The 17,468-nt window shown below is 70.7% G+C and carries 12 protein-coding genes; all 12 read right to left on the reverse strand.

The features are described 5' to 3' along the window. Positions 1–96: 96 nt before the first annotated feature. Positions 97–1,782 (reverse strand): xylulokinase, encoded by a 1,686-nt coding sequence (locus LR269_RS01750; RefSeq protein ID WP_231428989.1) that lies wholly within the window; start codon positions 1,780–1,782, stop codon positions 97–99. Continuing rightward, positions 1,779–2,495 carry an L-ribulose-5-phosphate 4-epimerase gene (locus LR269_RS01755; protein WP_231428990.1) on the reverse strand — a complete coding sequence of 239 codons (717 nt, stop codon included), beginning with the start codon at positions 2,493–2,495 and terminating at the stop codon, positions 1,779–1,781. The genes LR269_RS01750 and LR269_RS01755 overlap by 4 nt, the downstream gene beginning before the upstream one ends. 172 nt (positions 2,496–2,667) lie before the next feature. After that, the gene (locus tag LR269_RS01760; protein ID WP_231428991.1) at positions 2,668–3,705 is read right to left on the reverse strand and encodes a LacI family DNA-binding transcriptional regulator; all 1,038 of its coding nucleotides are present in this window, start codon (positions 3,703–3,705) and stop codon (positions 2,668–2,670) included. Positions 3,706–3,834: 129 nt separating this feature from the next. Then, the gene (locus LR269_RS01765) at positions 3,835–4,986 is read right to left on the reverse strand and encodes an SLC13 family permease (protein ID WP_231432200.1); all 1,152 of its coding nucleotides are present in this window, start codon (positions 4,984–4,986) and stop codon (positions 3,835–3,837) included. Between the two features lie 168 nt (positions 4,987–5,154). Then, positions 5,155–8,112 carry a carbohydrate binding domain-containing protein gene (locus LR269_RS01770; protein WP_231428992.1) on the reverse strand — a complete coding sequence of 986 codons (2,958 nt, stop codon included), beginning with the start codon at positions 8,110–8,112 and terminating at the stop codon, positions 5,155–5,157. A 218-nt stretch (positions 8,113–8,330) separates the two neighbouring features. Then, positions 8,331–9,386, reverse strand: a complete 1,056-nt coding sequence (locus LR269_RS01775; RefSeq protein ID WP_231428993.1) for an ABC transporter permease — start codon at positions 9,384–9,386, stop codon at positions 8,331–8,333. After that, a complete protein-coding gene (locus LR269_RS01780; protein ID WP_231428994.1) occupies positions 9,383–10,468 on the reverse strand; it encodes an ABC transporter permease in 1,086 nt (361 codons plus the stop codon). Before LR269_RS01780 ends, LR269_RS01775 begins: the two co-directional genes overlap by 4 nt. Then, positions 10,465–12,093, reverse strand: a complete 1,629-nt coding sequence (locus tag LR269_RS01785; RefSeq protein WP_231428995.1) for a sugar ABC transporter ATP-binding protein — start codon at positions 12,091–12,093, stop codon at positions 10,465–10,467. The genes LR269_RS01780 and LR269_RS01785 overlap by 4 nt, the downstream gene beginning before the upstream one ends. A 124-nt stretch (positions 12,094–12,217) precedes the next feature. Continuing rightward, positions 12,218–13,210 carry an ABC transporter substrate-binding protein gene (locus LR269_RS01790; protein WP_231428996.1) on the reverse strand — a complete coding sequence of 331 codons (993 nt, stop codon included), beginning with the start codon at positions 13,208–13,210 and terminating at the stop codon, positions 12,218–12,220. A gap of 196 nt (positions 13,211–13,406) precedes the next feature. Then, positions 13,407–14,969, reverse strand: a complete 1,563-nt coding sequence (locus LR269_RS01795; RefSeq protein ID WP_231428997.1) for a sugar ABC transporter ATP-binding protein — start codon at positions 14,967–14,969, stop codon at positions 13,407–13,409. Then, entirely contained in the window at positions 14,966–15,994 is a 1,029-nt protein-coding gene (locus tag LR269_RS01800; protein WP_231428998.1) for a LacI family DNA-binding transcriptional regulator, read from the reverse strand. The genes LR269_RS01795 and LR269_RS01800 overlap by 4 nt, the downstream gene beginning before the upstream one ends. Before the next feature lie 148 nt (positions 15,995–16,142). Beyond that, positions 16,143–17,438 carry a D-arabinono-1,4-lactone oxidase gene (locus LR269_RS01805; protein ID WP_231428999.1) on the reverse strand — a complete coding sequence of 432 codons (1,296 nt, stop codon included), beginning with the start codon at positions 17,436–17,438 and terminating at the stop codon, positions 16,143–16,145. Between the last annotated feature and the right edge of the window lie 30 nt (positions 17,439–17,468).

A 17,468-nucleotide genomic window follows, 5' to 3' on the forward strand; every position in this document is an offset into this window, starting at 1 on the left:
CGTTCCTTCTGGCCTGGTCGGCCGGGGTCTGGTCCGCGGCGGGGCCGTGACGGCCCCCGCCGCGGAAGAGGTGGCGCGCCGCGGCCACCAAGCCGACTACTTCTGTTTCGTCGACTCGTCTTCGGGGGTCGGGGTGGTCGTGGGGGCGAGCGCCGCGACGGCCGCGGCTTCCGCGACGAGGCCCGCACGGTACCGCTCGAGGTAGGCGGCGAAGCCCGCGACGTCGGATGCCTCCGGCTCGACGACCTCGACGGCCGACCCCGCGAACACCCGGTGGTCGAGGTACGCGCCGAGCGAGGCATCCCGCTCGTCGTCAGTGCCGTGGCCGCGCTCGCGCAGGTACGCGGCCAGCACCGCGATGCCCCACGCACCGCCCTCGGCGGCCGTCTCGCCGACCGCGACCGGGGCATCGAGCGCCCCGGCGAGCAAGCGCTGCGCCACCCCGGCCGTGCGGAAGATGCCGCCGTGGCCGAACATGCGGTCGAGCTCGACGCCCTCGGCGGAGAGCACGCGCATGCCGAGCGCGAGCGTGCCGTACACGCCGTAGAGCTGCGCGCGCATGAGGTTCGCGAGCGTGAGCCGGCTGTCGGGCGTGCGCACGACCATCGGCCGGCCCTCGTCGAGCCCCGCGATCGGCTCGCCCGCGAGCGTGTTGTAGGCGAGCAGTCCGCCGGCGTCGGGCTCGCCCGCGAGCGCCTCGCCGAAGAGCACCTCGAAGACCGCGTCGCGCGCGAGCGGCGCGCCGTCGCGGGTCGCGCCGGCCGCTTCGGCGAAGCGCTCGAAGACGCCCGCCCACGCCGCCAGCTCGGAGGCGCCGTTGTTGCAGTGCACCATCGCGACGGGATCGCCCGCGGGGGTCGTCACCAGGTCGATCTCGTGGTGCGCGCTCGCGAGCGGCCGCTCGAGCACGACCATCGCGAAGATGCTCGTGCCGGCGCTCACGTTGCCCGTGCGCGGTGCGACCGAGTTCGTCGCGACCATGCCCGTGCCCGCGTCGCCCTCGGGCGGGCAGAGCGGCGCGCCCGGTCGCAGCTCGCCCGTCGGGTCGAGCAGCATCGCCCCCTCGGCGGTGAGCTCGCCGGCGTGCTCGCCCGCGCCGAGCACCTCGGGCAGCAGCTCGGCGACCCGCGTACCCGGCCGACGGCCCTCGGCGAGTGCGTCGTAGCGCACGAGGAGGTCGGGGTCGTAACCGCCTGTGGCGGAATCGATCGGGAACATCCCCGAGGCGTCGCCGATTCCCAGCACCTTCCGGCCGGTGAGCCGCCAGTGCACGTAACCGGCGAGGGTGGTCAGGAAGTCGAGCCGCTCGACGTGCGGCTCGGCGTCGATGATCGCCTGGTGCAGGTGCGCGATCGACCAGCGCAGCGGGATGTTGAGGCCGAACGCCGTGCTCAGCTCGGCGGCGGCCGGCCCGGTCGAGGTGTTGCGCCAGGTACGGAACGGCACGAGCAGCCCGCCCTGCTCGTCGAACGCGAGGTAGCCGTGCATCATCGCCGAGACGCCGATCGCGCCGAAGGTCGTCGGCCGCACGCCGTGACGTCGCTCGGCGTCGGCGACGAGTTCCGCGTAGGCGGCGGCGAGACCCGACCAGACCGACTCGAGCGAGTAGCTCCAGCGACGATCCTCGGTGAACTCGTTCTCCCACTCGTGCGAGCCCGTCGCGAGCACCGTGGTGGGGTCGTCGGCGTCGACGAGGCAGGCCTTGATGCGGGTCGAGCCGAGTTCGATGCCGAGCGCGGTGCGCGCCTCGAGGATGGTCGACGGCGAGGCATCCGTGCTCATCGGCGCGCCTCGCCGGGCTGACCGTAGACGTGCTGGTAGCGCGCGAAGAGGCGGTCGATCGACTCCTGCGGGAGCGGGACGAGCGGCCCCGCCTCCCGGGCGTGGTGCACCGTGCGCGCGACGTCCTCGAGCATGACGGCGGCCTTGACCGCGTCCTTCGCGTCGGAGCCGATCGTGAACGGCCCGTGGTTCTGCATGAGCACCGCACGCGAGCGGTGGCCGGTGAGGGTTTCGACGATGCCGCGGCCGATCGAGTCGTCGCCGATGATCGCGAACGGACCGACCGGCACCGGGCCGCCGAACTCGTCGGCCATCGCGGTGATCACGCACGGGATCTCCTCGCCGCGTGCCGCCCAGGCGACGGCGAAGGTCGAGTGGGTGTGCACCACTCCCCCGACCTCGGGCATGTTGCGGTAGACGTAGGCGTGCGCGGCCGTGTCGCTCGAGGGGCTGCGGTCGCTGCCCGGCGTGCCGGGCACGACCTCGCCGTCGAGGTTGCACAGGATCATGTTCTCGGGCGAGAGCTCGTCGTACGAGACCCCCGAGGGCTTGATGACGAAGAGGTCGGCTCCCGGCACCCGGCCGGACACGTTGCCGCCCGTCCAGACGACGAGGCCGTAGCGCACGAGTTCGCCGTGCAGGCGCGCGACCTCGTCGCGGACACGACTGATCGCGGTCTCGACCGCTGGTTCGTAGTGCCTCGATGCACTCATGCGGGTCGACTCCTCTGTTCTGGCCGGACCACCGGGGTCCCGGCCGGTCTCAACGAGCGGCCATGTTTCGAGACCACCGCACCGAGCCAGCGGCCGTGACCGGTCACTGTGACCGGTCACGGAACAGTGAACCATGAACCGGTGAGCGCGTCAACCCGCTCCGGTTCGTCGCTCAGCGGGGCGGTGCTGCGACCGAGCGGCGAACCATGAGCTCGGGAACGAGCGGCTCGCGGGGCACCTCATCCGCCCCCTCGGCCGCACCGATGAGGGCGTGCACGGCCCGGCGGGCGAGCTCCTCGAAGTCCTGCCGCACGGTCGTGAGGGGAGGCGAGTAGTATGCGGCGTCGGGCACGTCGTCGAAGCCGACCACGCTCATCGCGGCGGGCACGTCGATGCCGGCCTCACGCAGCCCGCTGAGGAGCCCGAGCGCCATCTGGTCGTTCGCGACGAAGACCGCGGTGACTCCGGAGGCGAGCACCGCGCCAGCGGCATCCGCCCCCGAGCCCGCGGTCCAGTCTCCGGCGAACCGGGGTCCGGTCTCGAGCCCGCGTGCGGCGAGCTCCGCCACGAAGCCCGCGGCACGGGACTCGGCCTCGAGCCAGTTCGATGGGCCCGCGAGGTGCGCGATGCGGCGGTGCCCGGCATCGGCGAGGCATGCGACCGCGAGTCGAGCACCGGCCACCTGGTCGACCGAGAAGCTGTTCGGCTCGTGCCCGGCCGAGTGCAGGGTGACGATCGGGATGCCCGCGTCGAGCGATTCGATCATCTCGAGCGCGCCCCTCGTCGGCGCGACCACGACGAGCCCTTCGACCGACTGCGCCTGCAGGTGCTGCACCGCGGCGGCGACCTGGCCGGGGTCGTCCGATTCGGCGAAGACGGCGCTGACCCAGTAGCCCGCGGCCCGAGCCGCCTGCTCGACCGCCGCGATGCTGCGCGATGGGCCGTACTGCAGTGCGTCCGAGGCGAGTACGCCGATGGTACGCGACCGGTTCGTGCCGAGCGCGCGGGCGGCGTTGTTCATGCGGTACCCGAGCTCGCGCATGGCGTCGAGCACCCGCTGCTTCGTCTCGTCGGCGACATCGGGATGGTCGTTCAGCACACGCGACACGGTCTGCCGCGACACACCGGCGCGGGATGCCACCTCGCGTACGCCGACCGGGCGGGCACGCGCGCGGTCGGCGCCGGATACCTCGGGGCTCGCCTCGCTCACCGCATCACACCTCCACCGCCCGAGTGTACGGCGGGCGGGGCCGGGCATGCGGCGGGCAGACCCGAGTGCGCGGCGGCGAGACCGCGCGTGCCGCCGCGGAGGCAGCCGCGCACACGGGCGACCGGCCGCTCACGCGAATGCGGCGAGGGCGAGGACGGCGCCGGTGACGGTGAGGGGCGCCACGACGAGTCCGAGCGCAGCGAATCTCAGCCACGAGATCTGGACGCCCATCGCGACCAGCCGGTGGTGCCACAGGAGCGTCGCCAGCGATGCCCATGGCGTGATCAGTGCGCCGGCGTTCACTCCGATGAGGAGGGCCGCGGTGCGCAACGGGCTGTCGGCGAACGGCTCGAGCGCGAGGTAGGCCGGAAGGTTGTCGAACGCATTCGCGCTCAATCCTGCGACCCCGGCGAGGCGCAGGAGCTCGATCGGGCCTTCCCCGCCGCCGGCGAGCGAGGCGAGGACCTCGGTGAGACGGAGCTCATGGGCGGCCTCCATGGCGAGGAAGAGCCCGGCGACGAACACCACGAGCCGCCAGGGCACCAGCGCGGGGCGGACCACGGCCGGTCGGCGCACGAGGAAGACGACCACCAGGACCGCTGCGGCGGCGGTCGCCGGAATCCACACCTCGACGCCCGACACGAGCAAGGGGACGAGCAGGACGAGCACGATCGACGCGATCGTCAGGAGCACGCGGTCTCGGGGCGGTGCGGGCTCGTCGGGCACGAACCGCGTGTTGAGCTGCCTCCGACGCGTGGCGAGGAGGAACCCGGCGGGCACGAGGATCCCGACGAGGGTCGGGGCCCACATGAGCGCCGCGAAGCCGATCGGGTGCAGCTCGAGGCGCTGGGCGGCGAGCAGGTTGGTGAGGTTCGACACCGGGAGCAGGAGCGAGGTCGTGTTCGCGAGCCAGACGGTCGTCAGCGCGAACGGGATGGGCGAGATGCGGGCGTGCGCCGCGACCGCGACGACGACGGGCGTCAGCAGGACGGCCGTCGTGTCGAGCGAGAGGAAGATCGTCGACGCGGTGGCGGCCGCGACCACGAGCAGCCACAGCACGATCGCCCGGCCGCGGGCGAATCGGGCGAGCCGCTGCGCCATCGCACGGAAGACCCCGGCCTCGGCCGCGAGCTCCGCGACGATCGTCATCGCGACGACGAAACCCAGGATGGGCGCCGAACGAACGGCGAGTGCGCCGACTGCGTCGAGTGGGAGGACACCGCCGACCATCGCCGCGATTCCGAGGACGACGAGAACGACCCCCACGACTGCAATCCGCACGAGGAGAGGGTAGCCGACTCCCGGAGCGGCGCCCGCCACCGCCTTGGGCGGCCGAAGGTCCGCCTCGTCGACGGTCGCGTCGGCGACGGTCGCGTCGTCGACGGTCGCGTCGGCGACGGGCACGCGCGAACGGGCCGGACCGCCGGGGCCCGGCCCGTTCGCGTGCGATCAGCCGCGAGGTTTCGAGGGCGGCGTGGCCGGAGTCGCCCGCGCGACGCGCGGGCTCGCCACGACCGGCTCGGATGCCTCGGAGGTGCCGTGCTCATTGGTCGCCGTCACCACGACGGTGTAGTCGACGCCGTTGCGCAGGCCGCTGAGGGTCGCGGCCGGCTCCGTGGTCTCGACGACGACGGGCACCGCCTGCTTCGACTTGCCACCGGTGACCACGGGTGTCGCCGTCACGCGGTACGAGGTGATCTCCGAGTGGCCGTCGCTCGCGGGCGCCTGCCAGGTCACCTTCGCACTGGCATCGCCGGAGACGACGGCGACAGCCTGCGGCGCGGTGGGCGCCGTCGGCTGCAGGGCCGCGAACGCCCAGTTGTCGACCTCGACGAGGTCGGTGTCGGCGTCGAGGCCGTCGGGAGCGGCGAACACGAAGAACACGTCGTGGGTGCCGCTCGCGCCGTCGACGTCGGCCGTCACCGTGGTCCACTCGCCGACCTCGCCCTCGACGGGGATCTCGGCGACGACCTGGCCGTCGGCGTCGTCGAGGCGCACCTGGATGCTCCCGCCCTCGACCAGCGGCTTGACCTCGGCCGACACCGAGGTGGCTCCTGAGCCGAAGTCGACGCCCGAGAGGCCGGCGAAGTCGCCGTCGTCGATCCGCGACAGCACCATGTTGCCGTTGCCGTTGTGCTCCGGGAACTCGGCCGAGGGGACGTCGGTCTTGGCCGTGCCGATGCCGAGCTGCCAGGCGAGGGTCTCGGCCTCGAACGTGCGGTACGGGTCGAAGGCCTCGACCTGCTCCACCCCTGCGCGGGTGCCCGTGATCGGCTTGATCGTGCCGTCGGCGTTGAACTCGAGCTTGTCGATGTGCACCGAGCGGTAGCCCTGGGTCGCACCCGGGGTGCCGAGCGCAGCGGCCCACGCCGCCCCGCGCGTCTGCGCGTGGTAGGTGAAGTACGTCTCGCCCTTGTAGGTGAACATGTCCGAGTGGTTGTTGCCGCCGTTGCCCGCCCCGAAGAACGTGCCCTGGTTCTGGAACGCGACGCCGGCGTACTTCGCGGCGGGCAGGTCCATCGGGTCGTCCGTCATCATGTAGGCGATGGCGCCCCGAGAGGGGTACTTCCCCGGCACCTCGTTCACCTGGAAGTTCGACGAGTACGAGTAGTAGTACTTGTCGCCGTGCTTGAACATGCTCGAGGCCTCGAACATGCCGGGTCCGTCGATCTCGACCGGGTCGCCGTCGAGGGTGACCATGTCGTCCTTCAGCTTCGCCACGCGGGTCGACTTCGGGTTCTGCGGCCCCTGGATGTTCGGCGCGGTGCCGATCTGCGAGTTCCCGCCGAAGTACAGGTAGCCCTGCCCGTCGTCGTCGATGAAGACCTCGGGGTCGAAGAGCCACATGCCGGCCGGGAACCCGCCGCTCGCGATGTAGTCCTGCGAGACGGTGTCGGGGATGATCTTCTTGCCGAGCGGGTCGGTCCACGGCCCGAGCGGCGAGCCGCCGACGACCACCGCGGTGCCGGTTCCGCTGTCGCAGAAGTAGAGGTAGACCTTGCCGTCCTTCTCGATGGCCGCCGGAGCCCAGGAGTTGCGGGCCCACGGGGCGGCGCCGCCCTCACGGGCGACCGGGACGGCGCCGTGGTCGACCCAGTTGACCATGTCGCTCGTCGACATGACGTTCAGCCGGGTGATGCCGCCGTAGCCGTTCGACTGCGTCGGCAGGCCGTTCGCGTCCTTGCTGTTGAGCTCGTACTGCTGGGTGTCGTCGGTCGAGTAGATGTAGAGCCGCCCGTTGTACACGAGGTGGTGCGGGTCTGCGCCGAACTTGTGGCCGACCAGCGGGTTGTGGTCGCCGACCGGCTTCGTCTGCACCTTCTCGAGGCTCGTGTACTCCGGAGCCGGCGGGGCATCGGCGATCTTGATCAGCGAGACGTCGTCGACCTTGAAGTCCTGCAGCGCGTTCGCTCCCCACGGCGTCTCGACGAAGAGCCAGTTCGCCGCGGCATGCTTCGCCTCCGCCGTGAACTCGCGCGAGAAGGTGCCCCACTCGCCGCGGGTGAAGCTCTGGCCGTAGTCGGCGCAGCCGTTGAAGCTCGAGGGGCAGAAGGTGAAGTTGAACTGCTGGGTGTCGTTGCCCTGCTCGTACTTCAGCTTGCCGCTCATGCGGTAGGTCGCCCCGACCTCGAGCTTGCCCGTGACGTCGGCGAACGGACCCGACTGCGTGTTGGCGCGGCCGGTGACCTGCAGGGAGTTGGCACCGCTCGCGGCATCCGTGCTGAGCGCGAGCGTGCCGCCGCGCACGCTGCTCCACCCCGTGAAGCCGTCGACGAAGCGACCGTCGGGAAGAAGATTGCCCGCGACGGCGGGCGGCTCTTCGATCGCCGGTCCTGACCCGCCCTCGGTCGTGAGCGACACGTCGTCGATGACGAACGTCTGGATGTCGGTGTTCCACGGGGTCTCGACGAAGAGGATGTCGTAGTCGGCCGAGAGGGGCGTGAACGCCTTCTCGATGGTGGTCCACTGGCCCGCCGTCACCGCCGCGGAGGCCACGACGTCGCAGCGGCTCCGCGATGCCGTGCAGAGCACGACGTTGAAGTTCTGGGATGCCCGCCCGGCGTCGAACTTGACGGCGAGGCTCAGATCGTAGGACCTGTCGGTCTCGAGCAGGCCGGTGACCGTCGCCGCAGGGCCGGACTGGAAGCTCGTCCGTCCGCTGATGGCGAGCGCCTTCGCACCCGACTTGGCGTCGTCGCTCTCCGAGAGCGTCCCGCCGAGCGGGGCCGACCATCCGACGATGCCGGTCTCGAACGTACCGTTCTCGATGATGTCCGTCGTTGCGCCGTATGCGCCGCCTCCCACGCTGAGCACGGAGGCGACCAGGGCGCCGATGCCGAGCGTCGCGGCGAACGCCCGGGCAGGGCGGCCGCGTCCGCGGCCCGCGAGTCGTTCATGTCGTTTCACGTCTTGTCTCCTTTGATTCGATCGCGATGAGCTCCGCCCGCCTCGCGCTGCGGACGCCGGAACACCGGCGCGACGCAACGTCTGGACACGATGGCAGAGCTCGATGGAGCTGCCGGCGGCAGTCGGTTCACGTGAACCGACTGCGGCCGGCCCCAATCGGGCTTGTGGGTGTGCGGGGAGGCGCCGTCGACGAGATCGCCGGGAACCGAGCGCGTCGGCTACGTCCGCCGGCGCATGAGCACGAGGCGCTGCAGGAGCACGAACACGAGCAGGATGCCGCCGGTGATGATCGTCGTCATCTCGGGCGGGATGCCGCCGTCGCGGGTGATGAGCACGTTCATCAGCCCGAGCACGAGGGCTCCGACGACCGAGCCCAGCACGTAGCCGTAGCCGCCCGTGAGCAGTGTGCCGCCGATGACGGTCGCGGCGATCGCGTCGAGCTCCCACCCGATGCCGGTGATGTTCTGCGCGATGCCGAGGCGCGAGGTGTACACGACCGCCGAGACGCCCGCGAGCGTCCCGCTGATGACGTACACGAGCACCTTCGTGCGCGGCACCGCGAGGCCCATGAGCGACGACGAGCTCTCCGAGCCGCCGATCGCGTAGACGGTGCGGCCCGTGCGGGTGCGGTGGAGCACGAAGAACGCGACGATGACGACCAGCACGGCGATGATGACGCCCGGCGTGATGACGACGTCGTTCACCTTCTCGCCGTCGATGACCTTGAGCTGCTCGCCGAGCCAGAGGATCGGCGAGTCGTCGGCGAGCCGCTCGGGCCTCGTGCTGAGCAGCGATGCGAGGCCGCGCCCCAGGAACATCATGGCGAGCGTCGCGATGAACGGCTGCACGTTGAAGTACTGGATGAGGATGCCGCTCGCGAGGCCGAACGCGGTGCCGATGAGGATCATCAGCACGATCACGACCCACGGGTTCCATCCCGCGTTCGAGAGCATGACGCCTGCGACGCTCGACAGCGCGATCACCGAGCCGACCGACAGGTCGATGCCGCCGGTGAGGATCACGAACGTCATCGCCACCGCGAGGATGATGAGGTGCGCGTTGTTGATGAGCAGGTTCGACAGGGTGTTGTACTGCACGATGCGCCCGTAGGCCACCTCGCCGTAGATCACCATGCCGATGAAGATCACGATGGCCGCGGCCGTCGGCAGCACCGACGGGTTCGACGCGACGACGCGCTTCACGCGTTCCCACAGTCGCGAGTGCGGGGATGCCTCGACCTGGGGCTCGAGGCGGGGGGACTGCAGTGCGGTCATGCCGACACCTCTTCTCTCGCGGCGACGGCGTTCGGAACGGGTCGCTCCTTCGGAGGCTTCCGACGCTGTACGAACCAGCCGCGCACCCGGTCGGACTGCAGCAGGCAGAGCACGACGATGACGATCGCCTTGAACGCCGGCGTCGCCGACGACGAGACGCCGAGGAAGACGACGGTCTTGTCGAGCGTCGCGATGAGCAGCGCGCCGACCACTGCGCCGCCGATCGAGAACTTGCCGCCCGACAGGGACGTGCCGCCGATGACGACCGCGAGGATCGCGTCGAGCTCCATCTGGTAGCCGGTTCGCGAGACGTCCACCGTCATCACGGTGCCGACCGACATGATGCCGGCGATACCGGCGAGCACGGCGCTCAGCACGTAGACGGTCAGCAGCAGTCCGCTCGGTCGGATGCCGGCCATGCGGCTCGCCTTGGGGTTGATGCCGATCGCCTCGATCATGAGGCCGAGGGCGCTGCGGCGGACCACGAGCCCGACGAGCCCGACGATCGCGAGTGCGAGGAGGAACACCACGGGGAGGCCGACGACGAAGCCGTTCGCGAGCCAGCGGAACGGATCGTTCGTCGCCGACGTGTTCTGCCCCTCCGTGATCACCTTCGCGATGCCCCGCCCTGCGAGCATCATGATGAGGGTCGAGATGAACGGCTGCAGGCCGATGTAGGCGACGAGCACGCCGTTCACGACGCCGAGCACGGCGCTCACGGCGAGCGCGAGCCCGATGGCGCCGAGGGCGACGCCGAGGGAACCCGACTGTCCGGCGTCCTTCATGAACACCATCGCGACCGCGCCGGAGACCGCCATCACCGATCCGACCGAGAGGTCGATGCCACCGGTGGCGATCACGAGCGACATGCCCACCGCGATCATGAGGATCGGCGCCGAGGCGCGGAGGATGTCGACGAGGTTGCCGACCAGGTTGCCGTTGTCGGGGTTGACCGAGATCGCCAGGTACGTCGGGTCCTTCATGACGTTGAGCAGCAGGAGGGCGATGATCGCCACCACGCCCCAGAAGAACGGCTTGCGCACGAGGTCGTGCAGCCAGGTGGATCGAGCGGCGGTGCTCATGAGTGTTCCTCCGTCAGCTCGGGCAGTTGCCCGTCGTCGGTCGAGGCGGTCGGGTGCGCGTCGTCCTCGGCATCGATGATGCCACTGCGAGCGGCGGCGTCGACCCCGTGCGCGGCGATGACGTCGACGACCTGTTGCGCCGTCACGTCGGGGCCGTTCACGATCTCGCCGATCTTCTGGTGATCCTTCAGGACCACGATGCGTTCGCTGAGTCGCACGACCTCTTCGAGCTCCGAGGAGATGAACACGACCGAGACGCCGTCTTCGGCGAGCCGGGCGACGGCCTCCTGGATCTCGGCCTTCGCGCCGACGTCGATGCCCCGCGTGGGCTCGTCGAGGATGAGCAGGTCGGGCTTCGTGGCGAGCCACCGGCCGAGCAGCACCTTCTGCTGGTTGCCGCCCGAGAGGTTCTTGATGAGGCGGTTCGGGTCGGCGGGCCGCACGTTGAGCGCGCTGACGTATCGGTCGACGATCTCGTCCTGCTCCTTGCGCGACATCGGGCGCGCCCAGCCGCGCTCGGCCTGCACCGCGAGGATCATGTTCTCGCGGATCGTGAGATCGCCGATGATGCCCTCATCGCGCCGGTTCTCGGTCGAGAAGGCGATGCGCCTGCCGAGGCCGTCGCCGGGATTCTTGATGTCGACGTGCTCGCCCCGCAGCGTGATGGAGCCCTCGTCGAGGCGGTCCGCGCCGTAGAGCAGTCGGGCGAGCTCGGTGCGGCCCGACCCGAGGAGGCCTGCGAACCCGACGACCTCGCCGGGGTGGATGTCGAGGTCGGTCGGTTCGATCGAACCGCGACGGCCGATCCCCTTCGCTGCGAGCAGCGGCTCCTCCGCCGCGTAGTCGCGCTCCTCGACGCGGCGGTTGCCGCCGAGAGAGGAGAGCACGTTCAGGTCCTTGCCGATCATCGTCGAGATGAGTGCGTGCCGGTCGAGCTCTCGCGCGAGGTACTCGCCCTCGTAGCGGCCGTTGCGCAGGATCGTGATGCGATCGCTGATCGCGTAGACCTGATCGAGGAAGTGCGAGACGAAGAGGATGGCGACGCCCTCGTCGCGCAGGGTCCGCATGACGCGGAACAGGCCCTCGACCTCTGCCGCATCGAGGCTCGAGGTCGGCTCGTCGAGGATGAGGACCTTCGCCTTGATCGCCATCGCGCGGCTGATCGCGACGAGCTGCTGCATGGCGATGGACAGCGTGGAGAGGGGCTTGTGGGTGTCGAGGTGCCCGAGTCCGAGCCGGGCGAGCGCCTCGGTCGCGGCCGCGTGGGTGGCTTTCCAGTTGACGCCGAACGTGCCGCGCACCTCGTGCCCGAGCATGACGTTCTCGCCGATCGTGAGGTTGGTGACCAGGTTCACCTCCTGGTACACGGTCGAGATGCCCGCATGCTGCGCATCCGCCGTTCCGTTGAACTGGCGTTCCTGGCCGGCGACGACGATCGAACCGCCGTCGATCCGGTAGACGCCCGTGAGCGCCTTGATGAGCGTCGACTTGCCGGCGCCGTTCTCGCCCATCAGCGCATGGACTTCGCCCTGGAAGAGGCGGAAGTCGACCCCGTCCAGCGCTTTGACGCCCGGGAACTCGATCGAGATGTCGCGCATCTCGACGATGGGCAGTGCTTCAGTCATTACGTTCGCATCCTGTACCCGGCCGCAGCGGCCGACGTCTCGGTGGGCAGCGGTGCGGGGCCGCCATCGGGCTGACCCCGCACCGCATGTGCAGCGCGCCGAGGGAGACGGCGCCGTCGGCTGGTCAGTACTTGCGGTCGGCGAGCACGGCCTGGGCCGCCTCGGGCGAGTCGAACGCCTCGCTCGGCACGATGATGTACGACTCGACCGAGTCGCCGGCGAGGGTCTTCTCCACGACGTCGAGCGCGGTCTCGCCGAACAGCGGGTTGTACTCGTGCACGTAGCTCAGCTGGCCGTTCGCGAGCGCTTCCATGGCCGCGGCGGTGCCGTCGATCGTGGCGATCTTGACGTCGACGCCGGGCTTCAGGCCGGCCTCTTCGACGGCCTGCGCAGCGCCGAGGCCCATCTCGTCGTTCTGCGCGAAGATCAGCTGGATGTCGTTGCCGTTCGCCTTGAGCAGCGTCTCGGTGACGCTCTTGCCCTCCTCGGCCGACCAGTTGGCGGTCTGCGCGGCGACCTCGACGAGCTTCGAGCCGTCGACCGAGGCGTCCCAGCCCTCGTTGCGCTCGTTCACGACGCCGACGCCGGCCGGGCCCTCGAGCGTGATGTAGTTGCCGCCGTCCGGGAACGTCTCGACCGCCCAGGCGCCGACCTCCTTCGCGACCTCGACGTTGTCCGGTGCGATGCGGGTCACGTACAGGCTCGTGTCGTCGGGCTCGATGCCGCGGTCGAGCAGGATCACGGGGATCTCGGCTTCCTGTGCGCGGGAGAGCGAGTCCTCCCAGCCGGACGCCTCGGTGGCCGAGAGCAGGATGACGTCGACGCCCTCGTCGACGAACGACGTGAACGCGTCGATCTGCGACTTCTGGTCGAGGTTGGTGGCCGGAGCGTACTTCAGGTCGAAGCCGGCGTCCTTCGTGAACGTCTCCTGGATGTTCTTCTCGTTGGCTTCGCGCCACGCCCCTTCGGGGCCGACGGCGACGAAGCCGACGGTGGTGAGGTCGTCGTCGCCGGCCTCCGCGCTGCCGCCGCCGCTCGAGCAGGCCGCGAGGCCGATGCTGATCGCGCCGACGGCCGCCAGGCCGAGGAACTTCGTGAATCGCCTCTGAACTGACATGAGATCTCCTCCTTGAGACCCGGCACCGATGCGCCGGCTAGCTCCCCGCTCGCGCGGGATTTCGAGTGATTGCAGCGACGCTCGATGCGTGGCCACGCGGCGATGTTACCGGGAACAGAAACGTCCGCGCAATACAAAATGTTCCCGGGAACACAACGTTCTGGACACACGTCGGAAATCGAGCGGCAGGCTGGGGTTACGCGTCGTCGTCGGTGTCGGCCGCGATCATCTCGATGATCGTGTCGACGCTGAGCCCCGGGCCGTTGCTCACCTCGCCGATCTTGCGGCGGTCCTTGAGGATCACGATGCGATCGCTCAACCGCACCACCTCGTCGAGCTCGGACGAGATGAAGACGACGGCGACCCCCTCGCGCGCCAGCTCGGCGACGACGGCCTGGAGCTCGACCTTGGCCGCGATGTCGACACCGCGGGTCGGTTCGTCGAGCACGAGCACGTGCGGCCGCGTGGCGAGCCATCTCGCGAGCAGCACCTTCTGCTGGTTGCCGCCCGAGAGCTGCCGCGCGGGCGCATCCGGCCCCGGGGCGACGATGGCGAGCGACTCCATGAACCGATCGACGAGCGCATCCCGCTCCGCGCGCGAGATCGGCCTCGCCCAGCCGCGGATGCCCTGCAGCGCGAGGATGATGTTCTCGCGCACGCTGAGCTCTTCGATGATGCCGCCGTCCCGGCGGTCCTCGCTCGCGAACGCGACACGGCGGCGAAGGGCCGCTGCCGGGTTCGGCAGGGCGGCCTCCCGCCCGTCCACGCGGATCGTGCCCGAGTCCCGCCGGACGACCCCCGCGAGCAGCTGCCCGAGCTCGCTGCGACCGGAGCCGCGCAGGCCGCCCAGTCCGACGATCTCACCCCGGTGCAGCTCGAGGTCGGTCGGCGCGAACTCGCCGCGCCGCCCGACGCCGGCTGCCTGGTAGAGGGGCTCCCCGGTCGGGTCGGCGCGGTGCGCGCGCCGCTCCGATCCGATGCGCCGCAACTCCGTGAGGTCCTTGCCGATCATCTTCGAGATCAGCACGGCGCGATCGAGCTCGCGTGTCGGGTACTCGCCCTGACCGCGCCCGTCGCGCAGCACGGTGATGCGATCGCTGATCGCATAGACCTGTTCGAGGAAGTGCGAGACGAACAGGATGGCCACGCCCTGGTCGCGCAGCCTGCGCAGCGCGCGGAAGAGCGTCGCGACCTCGTCGGCGTCGAGGCTCGACGTGGGTTCGTCGAGCACGAGCACCTTGGGGTGGGTCACCATCGCTCGCGCGATGGCGACGAGCTGCTGCATCGCCGGCGCGAGCGTCGCGACGGCGCTGCGCGGGTCGAGGCCCCCCAAGCCGAGTTCTTCGAGCACCGACACGGCACGCCGCCGGGTCGCGCCCCAGGCGATGCCGTACCAGCGGCGCTCCTCGTGCCCGATCATGACGTTCTCGGCGACGGAGAGGTTGACGCAGAGGTCGACGTCCTGGAACGCCGCGGCGATCCCGGCGGATTCCGCCGCACCGGGTCCGGCGAGCGAAACGCTCTCCCCCGCGATCCTCACTTCACCGGCGCCGATGCGGTACGCGCCGGTCAGCGCCTTGACGAGCGACGACTTACCGGCGCCGTTGCCGCCCATGAGCGCATGCACCTCGCCCGGGTAGAGCCGCAGATCGACCTCATGCAGCACCGGCCTCCCCTCGATCTCTACCGTGACGCCGATCATCTCGACGACGGGCCGCTCGTCGGCGACCCGCGACGGCGAGGCATCCGTCGCGGTCATGTCGACCTCGGCGGCGCGGTCGACGACCGAACGACCAGTTCGCTCGCGATCTTCGAGCGCTGCGGTATCTCTCGCCCCTCGAGCGCAGCCCGGAGCACCTCCATCGCCTTGGTGCCGAGTGCGTGGAAGTCCTGCCTGACGGTCGTCAGCGGTGGGATGAAGTGGCGGGAGAACGGCAGGTCGTCGAAGCCGACGACGCTGACGTCGTCGGGCACGCGGATGCCGCGGTCGTGGAAGCCGTGCACGACCCCGAGCGCCATCTCGTCGTTCGCGACGAACATCGCGGTGTAGTCGGGCACCCCCTTCAGCCCGGCCGCGTACTCGTAGCCGAAGTCGGCCGTCCAGTCGCCGACGACGATCGGGCGCGCCTTGAGTCCCCATTCCTCGATGCGGGTGTGGAACGCACGCTCGCGGCCACGGGCGTCGAGCCAGTCGAGCGGGCCGGCGAGATGCAGGATGTCGCGGTGGCCGAGCGACACGAGGTGATCGACGGCGAGCATCGTTCCAAGCTGCTGGTCGACGCTGACCGTGAGGAAGGTCGGATCCTTCGCGGCCTTGACGACGAGCACCGGCACGTCGATCGAGATGCTGCGCAGCGCCGTCACCGACGAGGAGCGCGGGGCCACGACGCACAGCGCGTCGACGCCCTCCGCGATGAGGTGGCCGACGGCCGCCTCGGGGGTGAGGTTCGCATCGTCCTGCATCGCGACGGAGGTCACGGAGTAGCCGCTCGACCGGGCCGCGAGCTCGAGTCCGCGCAACGTGCTCGTCGGCCCGAACTCGACCGCGCTGTCGACGATGACGCCGATGCGCTGGGTGCGCTGGGTCGCGAGGGCCCGGGCTGCGCTGTTCGGCTTGAAATCGAGCTCGCGCACGACATCGAGCACGCGCTGGCGGGTCGACGGCCGAATCCCGGGATGCCCGTTGAGCACTCGCGAGACCGTCATGTGCGATACCCCGGCGAGCGCGGCGACCTCGCGGATGCCGAGCTTCTCGGGGCGCTCACCTACCTCGATGCCGCTCACCACCGATCTCCTGCCTCGGGAGCGCAGATGCGCCGGACCTCGGCCGCGCATCCGCGAGCCGACGGGACCAGACTATTCGCTCCGTCCATCCCGCACACCGTGCGGGATGGACGGTTGCCGGAGGTGTCGCAGGACTCGGCAGGGCGGTTCAGAGCCCGAGCCGCTCCAGGTAGGAGTTCACGAAGCGGCGCTCGGGATCGAAGCGCTCCCGCAGTACCGCGAAGTCGCGCCAGCGCGGGTACCGGCTGGCCACCTCCTCGCCGGGCAGCGCGAAGAGCTTGCCCCAGTGGGGACGCGCGGTCGCCGGCAGGGCCGCCTCGATCCGCGGCAGCAGCGCCTCGACGGCCGCCTGCTCGCGCCGCCACGTGAAGTGGATGCCGACGGCGTCGACCCCGTACGACGAGCTCAGCCACAGGCGGTCGGCCGCGACGGTGCGGATCTCGCACACGTGGAGGAGCGGCGCGACGCGGTCGGCGAGCGAGCGCACGGCCTCGATCGCGGCGACCGCGTCACGGCGCGGCACGAGGTACTCCGACTGCAGCTCCTCTCCCGCGGAGGGCGTGAATGCGAGCCGGAAGTGCGGCAGCCGCTCGTGCCACGGGCCGGGCGCCCCGAGCTGCTCGGTCGTCGCTCGCGCGTCACCGCCCGGCACGGGATGGCGTGGCGCTGCGGCGGCCGTCGCCCCGAGCGTGCCGGCGATGAACGCGGATGCCTCGCCGTCGGCACCCGGCCCCGAGGCATCCGCTCGCTGCTTGAGCCAGAGCAGGTCGGCCCGGTCGGTGCGCTGCCATGTCGTGAAGACGCTGACGCTCGTCGCGAGCGAGGTGACCCGGTCGAACCCGTCGAGCACGGCGTCCCACCGCGGCCCGTCGAAGACGTGCTGCGCGACCGCGTACGCCGGCTCGACGTCGAGTTCGAGGGCGACGACCACGCCGAGGGCGCCGAGGTTCACGACCACGCCCTCGAAGTCGGCGTCGCCGCGCCGAAGGCTCCGGACCTCGCCGTCGCCGCCGACGATCGCGATCGCGCGCACGGCGCTCGCGAGGGAACCGAGCCGGTCGCCCGAGCCGTGGGTGCCGGTCGCGATCGCACCCGCGACCGAGATGTGCGGCAGCGAGGCGAGGTTCGCGAGGGCGAGCCCGCGCGCGTGCAGCGCCTCGGCGAGTGCGCCGTAGCGCAGTCCGCCCGAGATGCGCACCGCCCCGGGCGCGCTGCCGGCATCGACCTCGACCGGCAGCCCGTCGGTCTCGATGTGGGTGCCGGCCGTGTCGGCGAGGTCGTTGAAGCTGTGCCGCGAGCCGAGCGCGCGGAACCGGTCGCCGCCCACCCAGCCCGGGTCGGCGAGGAGATTCTGGAGCTCGGCGACCGAGCGCGGTCGCACGACCCGGCTCGCTCGATGTCCGAGGTTGCCGGCCCAGTTCCGCCGGCCCTCACTGGTGCGCATGGTCACCACCGTACGGGTCGGCGCGCCCGC

Origin of the sequence: Agromyces sp. S2-1-8 (assembly GCF_021129215.1) — a bacterium.
Lineage (GTDB): Bacteria > Actinomycetota > Actinomycetes > Actinomycetales > Microbacteriaceae > Agromyces > Agromyces chromiiresistens.